The sequence below is a fragment of the Pelosinus fermentans DSM 17108 genome (assembly GCF_000271485.2).
GTDB lineage: Bacteria > Bacillota > Negativicutes > DSM-13327 > DSM-13327 > Pelosinus > Pelosinus fermentans.
Genome location: NZ_AKVN02000001.1, coordinates 3,687,357 through 3,701,598, shown reverse-complemented (window position 1 = coordinate 3,701,598; position 14,242 = coordinate 3,687,357). Strand labels below are relative to the sequence as shown.

Genomic DNA, 14,242 nt, shown 5'->3' with positions numbered 1-14,242 from the left:
AGCGCATGACATACCGACCACGTTGGCGTAAGGCCATTGGCATTTCTATAATTTTTCATATATTATTTTTGGGTGTTATCGGTTGGCTGGCTGGTAAGGCTGTTACATCCATAGAAGCAGAACCTTACATTGAATTAGAATTACTTACCGATGCGTCTATAGAGGATTCAGGATTAGATGAACCATTGCCAAATTCACAGAGTGCATCTAGTGCTGCTCCTGTCCAGACGATGCAAGTCCGGGAGAAGACAGCTGTTTCACCTGTTACCCCTCAGGTAGTGGCTGTGGCCAATGAGCTGGCGATGGAAGCAGTTGAAGCAGTAGCTTCATCCCAGTCTGCAAGTAGTAATGAGTCGACTGGAAATCTTTCTTCTGGCAATGACGCAGTTGGGAATAATGGGAGCGGCAGCAGTGGCACTAATACTGGCTCTAACAGTGGGGGAAATGGCGGACGAAAAGGTAAGATTGTTCGGCCGCAGATATTATCTAAGGTAGATCCTGATTATCCTGAAGGAGCGAGGACAGCTGGTTTGACGGGTACCGTAGTGGTAAAAATTCAAATTTTGGTGAATGGATTACCTGGCGATGTAACCATTAGTGCGACATCAGGACATGATATATTAGATGCTGCAGTGGTAGCAGCAGTTCGAAAATGGAGATTTGTACCAGCTAAGGACCCAGAGAGCGGCGCCAGTATTATGTGCTATACAAACATGCCAGTCACTTTTCGTTTTAAGTAGGTAGAAATCAGTAGAAAAGCGGGGTACTCAATCATTCGATTTGTGATATAGTATTATAAGTAAGAAGCTAGTTTAGGATAATGTAGTAGGAGTTGAATCATGAATTACCAATTTGCGGGAAAAGTAGCGATGATTACTGGCGGTACTTCTGGTATTGGTTTGGAGGCTGCTCGCCAGTTGCTGGCCCAAGGGGCTAAGACGGCCTTAATTGGACGTCAAAAGGAAAAGGGGCAAATGGCCTTACTTGAATTAGCATCCTATGCTGATCATGTATGTTTTATACAAGGGGATGTCAGTTCTGTGAATCAATGCCAGGAAGTAGTAGAAAAAACTGCAGCCCAGTTCGGCGGTCTGGATATTGTTATCAATGCTGCTGGTATATACATGGAAAAAATCATTGGTGAAGTTACGGAAGATGAGTTTGATCACATCATGAATATCAATATAAAAGGTACCTATTTTATTTGTAAATCTGCTTTGCCTTATTTGCGGCAGAGGGGTGGTGGAGCTATTATTAACGTGTCCTCTGATGCAGGGATTAATGGTAATTGTTTATGTACTGCCTATTGCGCCTCAAAGGGAGCGGTAACGACTTTTACAAAGGCATTGTCTTTAGAAAGTATTCACTATGGTGTTCGTGCTAACTGCATATGCCCTGGTGATGTGGATACGCCTATGCTTACACAGCAGTTAGCAGAGGCAGACAATCCGGAGGAATATTTACGGGACATGGCATCGATGTATCCAATAGGGCGAATTGCCAAAGTTCATGAGGTAGCTCATGTAATCTGCTTTCTGGCATCGGATCATGCATCCTTCGTTAACGGCGCAGTGTGGACGGTGGATGGCGGTTTAACTGCGTGTTAAATTGGTATTGATATCATATAGAGGGCTAAAATAAAACGAAGGGCATAGAAGATTACCCAGTATGTCCTTGACAAGGAAAAGTATTTATTATACTCTAATTAAGAGTGGACAGCAAAATTTAATATGGATGGTATAGGTGCCCTTTTGGGCTTAATAGGGAAGTCCGGTTAAATTCCGGCGCGGTCCCGCCACTGTAATGAGGAGTAACCCCATAATTATGTCACTGAGATGAAACTTGGGAAGGCTTGGGGAAGCAATGATTCAAAGTCAGGAGAACTGCCTATACAGCAATCACCGTTAAAACCTGCGAGAGATGGGGAGGAGATTCGTACAGTTATACTGTGGTATATTACACATGATAGTGATGTGTTTATATGATGGCAGGCTACTATAATTGTATTTATTGAAATCTTCCGTTTTGTGTGACGGAAGATTTTTTGCGCTAGTAACGATGATTATCCAGTAGGATTGTAGTTGAATTGGCCTTTCATGCCAATTTTCTAATTTTTCACCAGTGCTGGTCAAGATTATTGGATAATGGTAAAATTAAGAGTGCAAATTCTCGTTTTACTCAGTTATCGTTATATGTACTTGTATATGTTGTACCACAATTTATAGTTAAGGAGGCCATTATGGCAGGAATTTTTTACGGTGTTGGTGTAGGGCCGGGAGATCCAGAGCTGCTCACATTAAAAGCAGTGGAGGTGATAAGAAACGCGGATGTGGTAATTGCTCCTAAAACAGAAAAAAAAGAAGGTAGTACAGCACTATCGATTGCGCATCCTTATTTGAAAGCAGATGTTGAGATATTGAGGTTGGTTTTCCCGATGGTAAATGATGCTGCTACGCTAGCCAATGCATGGGAAAACAATAAAAATAGTATTCTGGCAGAATTGCAGGCTGGGAAAAAGGTTGTGTTTTTAACATTAGGTGATCCTATGTTTTATAGCACTTATATGTATGTATATCGTTTGTTAAAGGACTCTGGCTATGCTATTGAAACCATACCTGGCGTTCCGGCTTTTTGTGCGATTGGCAGTCAATTAGGTCAGCCGCTGGCAGAGGGAAATGATATACTTAGCATTATTCCTGCTACGATGTCAGAAGAAGAGTTAGATGCTATATTGGGAGTCGTAGATAATGTTGTATTAATGAAGGTTTACAAAAATTTTGGACAAGTTGTAGCGAAATTAAAACAGCATGGTTTTGGTGAAAATGCTGTTATGATTAGTCGCTGTGGTTTGCCTGATGAACAAATTAGCTATAATTTAGAGGAAGTTGACGCTAAGAGTGTTAACTATTTATCTACCATTTTGGCTAAGAAACGTAAACTTGGTTAAGTGTAATACTTTTCTCCCAAAGACTTAGGAATGCACATAGAAAACTGAGTGAGGAGTTGTACAGATGAAAATGAATTTATATAAAATAGCTATGAGTTTTGCATTAAGTGTTTCCTTATTATTGGGCGCTAGTGTATTTGGCTTATCAAATGCAGGTGCCCAAGAGGCACCCAAAAGTCAAAAAGCCATCGTGGTGGTAAGCTTCGGTACTACTTTTGCAGAAGCTCGTCAATTAAATATTGAGAGTGTAGAAAAACGTATTGCTCAAGCTTTTCCTGAATATGATGTATATAGAGCTTTTACTTCCAAAATTGTTATGAAACGTTTGGCGGAAAATAGCAACATTCATGTGAATGATTTGGAAACCGTATTAAACCAATTAAAAAAAGATGGCTATAAAGAAGTTATTATACAAACAACTCATCTGACACCAGGTGAAGAGTATGATAAAAAAGTTGTAGCTACTGTTGAAAAGTTCAATGGGGCTTTTGATACAATTTCTATAGGTCGTCCGGTGTTATTCTTTCATGGTGAAAATGGAAAACCCAATGATTTCGCCATTGCTGTAAATGCTCTTAAAAAACAACTTCCTGCATTGCAATTGCAAGGTAAAACTGTGGTATTTATGGGACATGGTTCACCACATCAGCATAACCCAGCTTACCAAGCCTTACAAGATCAATTTGATGCAGCTGGTTTACATGTGATTATCGGCGTAGTAGAAGAGACGGATCATCCTAATCTTCAAGATGTTGAAAAATTACTAAAAGAAAGAAACATTAAAAAAATTACCTTGATGCCACTCATGTTAGTTGCTGGTGATCATGCCAATAACGATATGGCTGGGGATGAAGATGATTCTTGGAAAAATACGTTCCTTGCAGATGGATATCAAGTGGAAACCTATGTTCATGGTTTAGGTGAAAATACTGGAATCCAAGATATTTATGTACAGCATGTACGTGATGCCATTAATGGTTTAAAATAATAGTTAAGACCGTATTTAAGAGGGGATGCCGGATCAAGTATATCCGGCCTTTCCTATTTGTTATATGTATGGAAGGAGAGCGAGTCGTGAAAGGGAAATTGACATATTTAGTCTGCATGCTAAGTATAATGAGTATAATCGTGGCAGGATGTGCTTCTTCAACCCAAGAAAAATCAACAACAAAATCTCCAGATCATTATCTGCAAATGACGGATGATGCAGGGCGCAATGTAGTATTGAGACAGAAACCACAACGCATTGTTGTGTTATCCACCTCTTTTTTAGATGTATTATATGGGGTTGGCGGCAAAGCAGCTGGAAGACCGAGCTCTAAAACACCGCAGACCTTTCCCGCTCAGCAGGAGATTCCAGAAGTAGGTTTTATTTATAATGTAAATGTTGAGCAAGTATTAACTCTTCAGCCAGACTTAATAATTGGCTTTCAGGGAATTCATGATAAATTAATTCCAACATTTGAAAGCAGTAAGATCCCTGTGATGATATTGAAAATGAAAACCTATGATGATATTTTAGCGAAAGTTAAGTTATTTGGAGAAATTGCAGGCACAGAGGAGCAGGCCGAAAAACTGCTTGCTGCTATGCAAGCCAGTATCAATGAGGTAACAGCTAAGTTGCCAAACCAAAGTAAAAAAGTGATTATATTGCATGCCACCGCCAAAAATGTTACTGTAGAACTTGAGCATAGCATTGCAGGAAATGTGGCTGCCATTTTGAAACTCAAAAACATTGCGGCAGGTAGTACGCCAATCGCTGGTGATAGTGAAACCACTCCTTATAGTTTAGAAAAACTAGTAGAAGGGGACGCAGATGCTATTTTGGTTGTTACCATGGGAAATATGGCTGAAATTGAAAAAAGAATGAAAGCTGATCTTGAAAGTAATCCGGCTTGGGGTGGTTTACGTGCAGTAAAAACAGGACAAGTATTTTTTCTGCCTGCAGAATTATTCCAACTCAATCCTGGTATTCGTTTTCATGAATCAGTAGCATATATGGCAAAAGTAATGTATCCTGAGGTTTATGGAAATGTTAAATAAGAAGATTTTCTCATATAAAGGTACACGTGATCGGAGTGAATGGAGAGTATTTATTTTGGCTATCTTCCTATTTCTTGCTCTGGGAGGGATTGCCCTCAGTTTGAGTGTAGGAGCACTGTCCATTAGCCTGAATGAAATTATAACAGCTATTTTTTCTGATAATCCAGGAGCAAATCGACAAGTGATTTGGAACATCCGATTACCAAGAACCTTAGTAGGCGCATTGGTAGGTGTTAATTTGTCTTTAGCTGGAGCGATCTTGCAAGGCGTTATGAAAAATCCCCTGGCTGACCCTCACATTATTGGGGTATCATCAGGAGCTGGTTTAGCTGGCGTAAGCATTATGGTGCTGTTCCCTCATAAAGAATATTTAGTGACTCCCTTTGCCTTTTTTGGCGCTATGCTAGCGGCTATTTTTATTTATATATTGGCTTGGAAAGGCGGCATTCGGCCAGTACGTATTATTTTAGCAGGGGTAGCTGTATCGGCCTTTTTGAATTCAGCTATTTCTGCATTATTAGTATTTTACAGTGATCGGGTTCATGGAGCATTGATGTGGATGGTGGGGGGATTATCAGCTCGCAGCTGGCCTCATCTTGATATTATTTTGCCCTATACGATGATTGGTGGAATCTTAGCTATATTGGGTGCCAGGCGGCTTAATATTCTAAATCTTGGAGATGAAATTGCCCGAGGGTTAGGTCTCAATGTGGAAGTATCCCGTATTGCACTGACTGCAGTGGCAGCATTAATGGCGGCAAGTGCTGTCAGTGTTGTTGGTCTATTGGGCTTTGTAGGATTGATTGTACCCCATGCAGCCCGCTTGTTGGTTGGTTCGGATTATCGCTATCTTCTTCCAGCCTCGGCCTTATTGGGAGTCGCGGTTGTTACGCTAAGCGATACCTTGGCTAGAGTGGCATTTGCTCCAATTGAAATTCCCGTAGGGATTATTATGGCCTTTGTCGGTGCGCCATTCTTTCTCTACCTGCTAAGGAGGGATGCATAATGTCCATTATGAAAGCAGAAGCATTAGCTGTTAGTTTTGATGATAAAATGGTCTTGAAAGATCTTTCTCTGGCAATTGAAGAAGGAAAAATTATTTCGATTTTAGGCCCTAATGGATCAGGTAAAAGTACCTTATTGAATGTCTTATCACGAAATATAAAACCTAATAAAGGAATTGTTTATTTAGACGGTCAGAATTTAGCTCAGCTTAGCGGAAAAAGGCTCGCGCAGCAAATGGCTGTTTTGCCTCAATCCCCTCAGGCTCCCAGTGATTTAACAGTAAGAGATTTAGTTGAATTTGGGCGATTTCCCCATCAAAGCTGGTGGAGAGGAAAGTCAGAGCAAGATGAGGCTTGTGTTAGCTGGGCTTTGCTGCAGACAGGCCTTACACAAATGGCTGATCGAGTGGTAAGTACTCTTTCTGGCGGTGAGCGTCAGCGGGTATGGATCGCCATGGCTTTAGCACAAAAGCCGGAAATCCTATTATTGGATGAACCTACTACGTATCTTGATATTTGCCATCAGCTAGAAATCATGGAATTGCTAGCTGCTTTTAATCATGAGCATAAACTTACTGTTGTGATGGTGCTGCATGATATCAACCATGCAGCCAGATATTCAGATTATGTTGCCGTTTTGCAGCAGGGACAAATTTTTACAGCGGGTAAACCCGCCGATGTCATTACAGAGCATACTCTGCGAGAAGTATTTAAGGTTGAAAGCGAAATATCCTTTGATTCATCCGGAAAACCAATGGTAATGATCCGGGGGCTGACATCGATAAATAGGAGAAGTAGGGGATAGTACATGATTCACATTGAGAATTTTAGTAAGAAGTTTGGTGAACGCACCGCTGTAGATAATCTATCTTTAACAATTGCCAAAGGGGAGATATTTGGCTTATTAGGACCAAATGGTGCAGGGAAAACAACTACCATTCGTGTACTAACCATGCTGACACGGCCGACAGCAGGCAAGATTGTTATTGATGGCTGTGAGGCTTCTTATCAGGAGCAGCACATTAAATCTGTCATTGGGGTAGTCCCTCAGCATTTTAATTTAGACAGTGATTTAACACCCTGGGAAAATCTTGAGCTTCATGGAAGACTTCACCATATGGTGCCTCAGGTACGTAACCAACGGATTGAAGAATTATTAAAATTTGTAGAGCTGGAAGATCGAGCTCATGAGATGGTGCAGAAATTTTCTGGCGGCATGAAGCGGCGCTTAATGATTGCCAGAGCGTTATTGCATCAGCCCAAAGTACTTTTCTTAGACGAACCCACAGTAGGGCTTGATCCGCAAGTACGCCGCCGTCTTTGGGATCTGATACGCCACTTGAAGAATGAGGGACTTACTGTATTGCTGACCACTCATTATATTGAAGAGGCTGAAAATTTATGCCAGCGGGTTGCGATTATGGAGAAGGGAAAATTAATTGCCATGGATACTCCGATAGCCTTGTGTCAGCGACTTGGTTCCTATGCAGTGGACTGGACAGATGAAGAGGGCACAAAAACAAAATTCTTCGCTGATCGCAATGAGGCTTCCGCCTTTGCTGCTACATTAGTAACAACAACTACCCTGCGTCAGACCAACTTAGAAGATGCATTTGTAGAATTGACTGGGCGGAAGGTGGCAGGATAATGTTATATGATATTTGGACAGTCTTTTGGCGAGATTGGCTAGTGCTAAAAAGACGCATTGGCCGCTTTATTTTGTCTCGAATGGTCTCACCTATATTATATCTGGTGGCTTTTGGCTGGGGATTAGGACGGAGCATTCAGGTCAATCAAGGCAGTTATTTAGATTTTATTGTACCTGGCATTATTGCCTTGAATTCGATGAATATCAGTTTTAATTCAGTGGGGAGTCCTCTCAATATGAGTAGGGTATATCATAAAACATTGGAAGAATATCTAATAGCTCCTATATCTTCTGTATCTTTTGTGATTGGAAAAGTCGCGTCAGGTGCGTTACGCGGCTTATTATCATCTTTAATTATTATCCTGTTAGCATTTGCCTTTGGGGCGCACGCGCTGATTACTATTTGGTTTGCAGTCGCATTAGTGTTAAACTGTCTGGTCTTTGCATCTATGGGACTCGTGGCTGCAATGGTGATGGATACTCATGAAGATATGGCTAATTTTAATACCTATGTATTATTGCCGATGTCTTTCTTATGCGCTACGTTTTTTATTCCGGACCATCTGCCGACAGTGTTACGCTGGCTGATTGAATTTCTGCCGCTGACCCATGCCAGTCATGCCTTACGGGCGATTGTCTCAGGCGGAGAAACTCCTGTTTTCTCCCTGTTCATTATGGCAGCATACATTACTGCCTTTTGTGGAATCGGCGTATGGCTGATGGAAAAAGTACGGGAGTAGTTTTCTTTTCTGCGTGAATATAATAGTAGGGCGACCTCTTTAAAACCGCAGAGGCGCAGAGAACACAGAGAAAAAGTATTGATATACTCTCTCTGGGTTCTCTGCGCCTCTGCGGTTCATTTTTTATCTTTTTAAATTTTCATTGGAGGAAGAAAGTTTCATGGCAGTACGTACCATTATCTCTGTTCCGTAAGCCAATGCTTTCTCATCGATGTCAAATTTAGGATGATGCTGCGGATAGATAATACCTTTATCTTTATTACCTGTACCAATAAAGATAAAGGCCCCAGGGACCTTCTCCAGATAAACGGAGAAATCTTCACCGCCCATTACAGGATCGATAGTTAAGGTATTTTCTGCGCCAAGGGTCTCGACGCTGGCATTTGCAAATACTTCTGCAATTTGGGGATTATTGATGACAGGGGGAAAGCCAAGGTTTTTCTCAATCTGGAAGGTAGCACCTGCGGCTAGGCAGATACCGCTGACAATTTGCTCCATACGGTCAAAAACGATTTTCTTGATTTCCATAGTAAAGGAACGTACGGTACCAATCAGAGTAGCTGTATCAGGAATGATGTTAAAGGTATCGCCTGACTTGAAGGAACCGATGGATAAGACTGCTTGCTCCAAGGGGTCAATATTGCGGCTTATAATGGTATGTAATGCCGTTACGACTTGCGCGCCGACTAAGAGAGCATCTACCGTTTGATGGGGCATCGATCCATGGCCGCCTCTGCCTTTTATCGTAATGGTAAAGGAATCGGGAGAAGCCATCATGCGGTTATAGCTAATGCCGCTGGTTCCGGAAGAAAGACTTTGCCAAAGATGAGTTCCAATAATAGCATCAACATCTGCAAGAGCGCCTTCTTCCACCATGGGAGCTGCGCCCCCGGGAAAACATTCTTCACTAGGCTGAAATAAGAAAATGATTGTGCCAGCTAAACGATCCTTTAATTCTACTAATGTCTTGGCTGCTCCAATCAGCATGGCCGTATGACCATCGTGACCGCAAGCATGACATACTCCTGGGGTTTGCGATTGGTAGGGTTTGCCGCACTCATCCTGCAGCTCTAGTGCATCAATATCAGCCCGGATTGCAATGGTCTTGCCAGGAAGAGCTCCTTGCAGCTTGGCAATAACTCCTGTTCCTGCGATTTTGTGCGGCGCAAGTCCTAAGGCTGATAATTCCTCCAGAATCCTTTGTTGTGTATTATATTCCTGGGCACTGAGTTCAGGATATGTGTGAAAATGACGCCGTAAGGAAACGATAGAATCATAATGTTTTTCAATAAGACCTTTAATAATTTGCAAAATAAAATCCTCCTATTCGTAGGATACAAGTATCTGTAATGAAAAGATATAATGTTAAATATCTATTATTATATACTTGTAAAGCGTAAAATAAAAGATGAAAAATAGATTATGCTTTTTATGAAGCATAAGAAAAGAAATAATGATTAACAAAGATAGACAAGGATGTTATTATATGGTACTATTTATTAGATAAGAATATTATTATTAAGGGGAGTCGTAGATGATAAAGAATTGGAGAAGGTTTGTAAATGTTATCATGTGCCTTTTGGTTTTACTTTTAGTAGTGGGATGTGGTAGTAATGCTGCAAAGCCAGCAGAGCCAGAAGTTAAGAAAATAAAAGTGGTTACTACTATGTATCCTGTGTATGAATTTGTAAAACAGGTAGGCGGAGATAAGGTGGATGTGGTTATGCTGATACCTCCAGGGGCAGAACCACATGACTGGGAACCAACAGCGAAAGACATCATTCAAATTAAGAGTGCGAAAATTTTCGCTTATCATGGAGCCGATTTTGAGCCAGTTGAAAAATTGCTACATAAAGATGTATTAAGTGATGCTCTTCCTGTAGAAGTAAGTAAAGATGTTAAGAAGCTGGAAGCAAAACATGCAGAAGAGGAGGAAGAGGAAGAACACGGTCATGAGCATGGTGATTCCCATGATGAACATAAATTTGATCCTCATGCATGGTTGGATCCAATAGCAGCTCAGCAAGAGATTAAAACCATCGAGCAAGCACTGGTAACAGTTGATGAAAAAAATGCTGACTATTACAAACAAAATGCAGAAACATACAATAAAAAGTTAGCTGAACTTGATGAGCAATATAAAAAGGCTTTAGCTGGAATTACCCGTAAAGAAATTGTTACGAGCCATAGAGCTTTTGGTTATCTGGCAAATCGCTATGGATTTGAACAGTTAGGTATTATGGGGCTTTCTCCTGATGCAGAACCTACACCAGATCGAATGGCAAAGATCACTGAGTTTTGTCGTGAACATAAAGTGAAATATATATTCTTTGAAACCGTAACGAGCCCTAAATTAGCGCAGACTCTTGCAAAGGAAACAGGGGCGGAATTACTCGTCTTGAATCCGATTGAAAGCCTAACAGAGCAAGAAATGAAAGATGGCAAAAACTATTTGACCATCATGGGTGAGAATTTAGTAAACTTACAAAAAGCACTTAAATAAAAAGAGAGATGAAGAGTTGCGTGATAAGCAAATCTTCATCTCTTACTTTTTATGTAGTAGGTATAAAATCGCCAATAGTATTGGCTGATGGATCAAATAGACAGCTAAAGAATGTCGTCCCAGCCAAGTAATTACTTTGGGAAGAGGTATAGAAACATAGGACTGTCTGGATTTATAAAATAACTTGCCGATTAAAATTCCAATGACAAAAATTCCATACCAAGGAAATAGAGGATAATAATCCAACGATGTAAAAGTACGAGTCTGCAAACCCAAAGGGAAAAGGTATGGAGATGCTGTGAAGCTTGCCGTAACAACCAGACCCATAATAAATGAAACAATCGTTAACAGTAATAACCATCTAATTTTCAAAGAAGCGATAAGAGGCGACGAGAGTAAACTGATCCCAAGAAAATGCAAGATACCAAAGCGAATATAAAAATCCGGATTGTAAAAATAGGTAATAGACGTTAGTAGGATCGCCCAGATAAAAATGTGGATGCCATGACGCACACTGTTACGGCTGAGGGTACTGCTCAAACCGCAAAGGAAGATAAATACGATAGCCGATAGTTTTCCTTCCCAGTACCAAAATCCTCCCAGATAATCTAGATTATAATCATACAAATCCTTTAGATCTACGATAAGATGAAAGAGTATCATTAGTAGTATTGCCAAACCGCGAGCAAAATCCAATTCTTCAAGACGGCTTTTAATAATAATAGGATCAGGCAACATAAGAATCTCCTTATAAAAAACTGAAGGTATGACCTCTAATATAACAAGTGTAATCAATTGATGATAAAAAGGCAATAAAAAGAAGAAATGCAAGTAGAACGTTAAACACCGAGAGCACAGAGAAAAAATGCGCGCTAGCGAAGCAATCCCCTGCTTGCCCGGAGATTGCTTCACTATGTTCGCAATGAAAATAGAATACAAAGAAGTAGTTATTTACCCTTTTACTAAAATAAGCATCATTTTAAAATTCTCTGTAGCGTCTAAACCATGGGGAATATTAGAAGGCATGACCAGAGTTTGACCTTTAGTCGCAATGAACTTGTTTTCTCCAACGGTAATGGAGGCTTCGCCATCCAAAATGTATACCATAGCATCTCCAGGTGCAGAATGAGTGCTCACCGCCTCGCCTTTGGCAAAGGCAAACAATGTCAAGGTTAGCGTATCATTTTGTACCAAGGTAAGGCTGACGACGCGGCCATCTTGATATTCTACTAGATTTACCATTTCTAATGCCTTGCTGAATTCGATATTTTTGATGTATTTCTTTTCCATGATGTGTAATCCTCCACTTCATTTATTATTCTTAGCTTAAGTCTACAGGTTAATTTATCCTATTTCTGTGATAACTATCACAATTATTATTTTTTCCGTGTCATATTTCTATTTTAATTCATATATTATCTTGTGGTCGACATATAGCGAAGGTGCTTTATTTTCTCAAAGGAGATGGATAACGTATGTGTGGAATTGTAGGATGGATAGATTGGGAAAGAAACCTTGAAAATGAGGGTCATATTATGGCCAACATGATGGAAACGCTGGCAGCTCGTGGACCTGATGCATCAGGTATGTATTTAACAAAACATGCAGCATTTGGGCATCGGCGTCTTAGTGTAGTCGATCCAGAAAATGGAGCACAGCCCATGATTCGAGATAGAGGGCAGCGACGCTATGCAATAACGTATAATGGAGAATTGTATAATACGCCTGAATTAAGGCAAGCTTTAGAATCTCTAGGATATATCTTTCGTACCAATTGTGATACGGAAGTCTTGTTGACGGCATATATAGAATGGGGTCCTTCTTGTGTAGAAAAATTTAACGGTATTTTTGCTTTTGGTATCTGGGATGAAGCGGAGCAGACTTTATTTCTTGCTCGCGACCGTATCGGTGTCAAACCTTTATTTTATACGAGACAAGGCAGTAAATTTATTTTTGGTTCAGAACTAAAGGCATTGTTGGCCCATCCAGAGGTTAAACCTGAAATCGATAGCGAAGGCTTGGCAGAAGTACTTATTATCGGACCTGCCCGAACACCAGGGCATGGTGTATTTCGTAATATAGCAGAACTGCGACCCGGACACAGTATGCTGTATAGCGAAAAGGGCATGTATCTTTGTCAATACTGGGCGTTGGAAAGTATGCCTCATCCAGATGATTTTGATACCACTGCCGGCACCGTACGAGAGTTGATGCAGGATATTGTAAAACGTCAATTAGTTGCTGATGTTCCCGTTTGTACCTTACTGTCAGGCGGACTTGATTCTAGTGCATTAACAGCGCTGGCATGCAATACATATCGCCAGAAAGGACTAGGGGATATTCATACCTATTCTGTCGACTATCTTGATAATGCGCAATATTTTAAAGCAAACAGTTTCCAGCCTAATGCGGATGCTCCTTGGGTACAGCGTGTTTCCGAATTCTTTGATACTCGTCATCATAATATTATACTGGATACGCCTGAATTAGCAGGGAGTCTGCTCCAGGCTACGATTTCAAGGGATTTACCGGGTATGGCTGATGTAGATACCTCTTTATATCTATTTTGCCGTGAAATAAAAAAAGGTGCTACGGTTGCCTTATCTGGCGAATGTGCCGATGAAGTATTTGGTGGCTATCCTTGGTTTTATCGGGAAGATATGATTAATGCCTCCTGCTTTCCATGGTCGCCTAATTTAGATGTGCGTATGCAGTGGCTGTCTCCTGAAATGCAATCAGTAACAAGGGCTCATGATTATTTACAGGAACGCTATCATGAAGCATTAGCTGAAGTGCCCCGATTGCCTGGTGAGGATGCAAAAGATGCGCGTATGCGAGAAATATTTTACCTAAGTCTAACACGTTGGATGCCTACATTACTTGACCGTAAAGATCGTATGAGCATGGCCTCCGGCTTGGAAGTCCGGGTTCCATATTGCGATCACAGACTCGTTGAATATGTATGGAACGTTCCATGGCATATGAAAAATTTCCATGACAGAGAAAAAGGTCTTTTAAGGCAGGCACTGGTAGGTATTTTACCTGAAGATGTTTTATGGAGACGCAAGAGCCCTTATCCAAAAACACATAATCCTTCTTATTTGAATGCTGTACGCCAATGGGTCCTACAGATTTTAGATGATACTTCTTCGCCATTGCGAAGGATTGTGGATGTGGATAAAGTTCGTGCAATGGCTCAGCCTAATGCGGAAATATCAAATATACCTTGGTTTGGGCAGCTTATGACCAACGTTCAGTTATTTGCTTATCTGATTCAAGTGGACACTTGGCTGAGAGAATACAAAGTGCAATTGGTATAGCATACTGACAGTGGCAAAACATAAGGACACGGGTTCA

Annotated in this window: 14 protein-coding genes and 1 riboswitch; of the genes, 11 read left to right on the top strand and 3 right to left on the bottom strand. The window is 40.8% G+C overall.

Features of this window, described 5'->3' with window-relative positions; translation table 11 throughout:
• Positions 1-5 precede the first annotated feature (5 nt).
• The 9 genes from FR7_RS17195 (at position 6) to FR7_RS17155 (ending at position 8,382) form a co-directional block, all read left to right on the top strand.
• A complete protein-coding gene (locus FR7_RS17195; protein WP_007933704.1) occupies positions 6-740 on the top strand; it encodes an energy transducer TonB in 735 nt (244 codons plus the stop codon).
• A 99-nt stretch (positions 741-839) separates the two neighbouring features.
• A complete protein-coding gene (locus FR7_RS17190; protein WP_007933702.1) occupies positions 840-1,607 on the top strand; it encodes an SDR family NAD(P)-dependent oxidoreductase in 768 nt (255 codons plus the stop codon).
• Between the two features lie 117 nt (positions 1,608-1,724).
• Positions 1,725-1,905, top strand: a riboswitch (cobalamin riboswitch).
• Positions 1,906-2,239: 334 nt separating this feature from the next.
• A complete protein-coding gene (cobI, locus tag FR7_RS17185) occupies positions 2,240-2,947 on the top strand; it encodes a precorrin-2 C(20)-methyltransferase (protein ID WP_017531173.1) in 708 nt (235 codons plus the stop codon).
• 64 nt (positions 2,948-3,011) lie between these two features.
• Positions 3,012-3,935 (top strand): sirohydrochlorin cobaltochelatase, encoded by a 924-nt coding sequence (locus FR7_RS17180; RefSeq protein ID WP_007933699.1) that lies wholly within the window; start codon positions 3,012-3,014, stop codon positions 3,933-3,935.
• A 128-nt stretch (positions 3,936-4,063) separates the two neighbouring features.
• Positions 4,064-4,990 carry an ABC transporter substrate-binding protein gene (locus FR7_RS17175; protein WP_237769548.1) on the top strand — a complete coding sequence of 309 codons (927 nt, stop codon included), beginning with the start codon at positions 4,064-4,066 and terminating at the stop codon, positions 4,988-4,990.
• Positions 4,980-5,996, top strand: coding sequence for a FecCD family ABC transporter permease (locus tag FR7_RS17170; protein WP_007933697.1), 1,017 nt, complete (start codon positions 4,980-4,982; stop codon positions 5,994-5,996). Before FR7_RS17175 ends, FR7_RS17170 begins: the two co-directional genes overlap by 11 nt.
• The gene (locus FR7_RS17165) at positions 5,996-6,799 is read left to right on the top strand and encodes an ABC transporter ATP-binding protein (protein ID WP_007933695.1); all 804 of its coding nucleotides are present in this window, start codon (positions 5,996-5,998) and stop codon (positions 6,797-6,799) included. The genes FR7_RS17170 and FR7_RS17165 overlap by 1 nt, the downstream gene beginning before the upstream one ends.
• A gap of 3 nt (positions 6,800-6,802) precedes the next feature.
• Complete coding sequence (locus FR7_RS17160) at positions 6,803-7,642, top strand: ABC transporter ATP-binding protein (protein ID WP_007933694.1); 840 nt, start codon at positions 6,803-6,805, stop codon at positions 7,640-7,642.
• Positions 7,642-8,382, top strand: a complete 741-nt coding sequence (locus FR7_RS17155) for an ABC transporter permease (RefSeq protein WP_007933687.1) — start codon at positions 7,642-7,644, stop codon at positions 8,380-8,382. The genes FR7_RS17160 and FR7_RS17155 overlap by 1 nt, the downstream gene beginning before the upstream one ends.
• Before the next feature lie 123 nt (positions 8,383-8,505).
• On the opposite strand, the gene FR7_RS17150 is transcribed toward FR7_RS17155, so the two are convergent.
• Positions 8,506-9,693: a M20 metallopeptidase family protein gene (locus FR7_RS17150; protein ID WP_007933686.1), complete on the bottom strand. Its 1,188-nt coding sequence runs from the start codon at positions 9,691-9,693 to the stop codon at positions 8,506-8,508.
• 223 nt (positions 9,694-9,916) lie between these two features.
• Between FR7_RS17150 and FR7_RS17145 the strand changes: the two genes are divergently transcribed.
• On the top strand, positions 9,917-10,885 hold the full coding sequence (locus FR7_RS17145; protein WP_007933684.1) for a metal ABC transporter substrate-binding protein: 969 nt from the start codon (positions 9,917-9,919) through the stop codon (positions 10,883-10,885).
• Positions 10,886-10,927: 42 nt separating this feature from the next.
• Here FR7_RS17145 and FR7_RS17140 read toward each other — a convergent pair whose 3' ends face one another.
• Together FR7_RS17140 and FR7_RS17135 are read right to left on the bottom strand one after the other, a co-directional pair.
• Positions 10,928-11,623, bottom strand: a complete 696-nt coding sequence (locus tag FR7_RS17140; RefSeq protein WP_007933681.1) for a heparan-alpha-glucosaminide N-acetyltransferase — start codon at positions 11,621-11,623, stop codon at positions 10,928-10,930.
• A gap of 213 nt (positions 11,624-11,836) precedes the next feature.
• Entirely contained in the window at positions 11,837-12,175 is a 339-nt protein-coding gene (locus FR7_RS17135) for a cupin domain-containing protein (protein ID WP_007933679.1), read from the bottom strand.
• 185 nt (positions 12,176-12,360) lie between these two features.
• On the opposite strand from FR7_RS17135, the gene asnB reads away from it, so the two are divergent.
• Positions 12,361-14,205 (top strand): asparagine synthase (glutamine-hydrolyzing), encoded by a 1,845-nt coding sequence (gene asnB, locus FR7_RS17130; protein WP_007933677.1) that lies wholly within the window; start codon positions 12,361-12,363, stop codon positions 14,203-14,205.
• Positions 14,206-14,242: the final 37 nt, after the last annotated feature.

What these genes read in the sequence shown, in the direction of transcription:
- FR7_RS17195 (WP_007933704.1), top strand. Translation starts at nt 6, where the DNA reads ATGACATACCGACCACGTTGGCGTAAGGCCATTGGCATTTCTATAATT.
- FR7_RS17190 (WP_007933702.1), top strand. Translation starts at nt 840, where the DNA reads ATGAATTACCAATTTGCGGGAAAAGTAGCGATGATTACTGGCGGTACT.
- cobI (WP_017531173.1), top strand. Translation starts at nt 2,240, where the DNA reads ATGGCAGGAATTTTTTACGGTGTTGGTGTAGGGCCGGGAGATCCAGAG.
- FR7_RS17180 (WP_007933699.1), top strand. Translation starts at nt 3,012, where the DNA reads ATGAAAATGAATTTATATAAAATAGCTATGAGTTTTGCATTAAGTGTT.
- FR7_RS17175 (WP_237769548.1), top strand. Translation starts at nt 4,064, where the DNA reads ATGAGTATAATCGTGGCAGGATGTGCTTCTTCAACCCAAGAAAAATCA.
- FR7_RS17170 (WP_007933697.1), top strand. Translation starts at nt 4,980, where the DNA reads ATGTTAAATAAGAAGATTTTCTCATATAAAGGTACACGTGATCGGAGT.
- FR7_RS17165 (WP_007933695.1), top strand. Translation starts at nt 5,996, where the DNA reads ATGTCCATTATGAAAGCAGAAGCATTAGCTGTTAGTTTTGATGATAAA.
- FR7_RS17160 (WP_007933694.1), top strand. Translation starts at nt 6,803, where the DNA reads ATGATTCACATTGAGAATTTTAGTAAGAAGTTTGGTGAACGCACCGCT.
- FR7_RS17155 (WP_007933687.1), top strand. Translation starts at nt 7,642, where the DNA reads ATGTTATATGATATTTGGACAGTCTTTTGGCGAGATTGGCTAGTGCTA.
- FR7_RS17145 (WP_007933684.1), top strand. Translation starts at nt 9,917, where the DNA reads ATGATAAAGAATTGGAGAAGGTTTGTAAATGTTATCATGTGCCTTTTG.
- FR7_RS17140 (WP_007933681.1), bottom strand. Translation starts at nt 11,623, where the DNA reads ATGTTGCCTGATCCTATTATTATTAAAAGCCGTCTTGAAGAATTGGAT.
- FR7_RS17135 (WP_007933679.1), bottom strand. Translation starts at nt 12,175, where the DNA reads ATGGAAAAGAAATACATCAAAAATATCGAATTCAGCAAGGCATTAGAA.
- asnB (WP_007933677.1), top strand. Translation starts at nt 12,361, where the DNA reads ATGTGTGGAATTGTAGGATGGATAGATTGGGAAAGAAACCTTGAAAAT.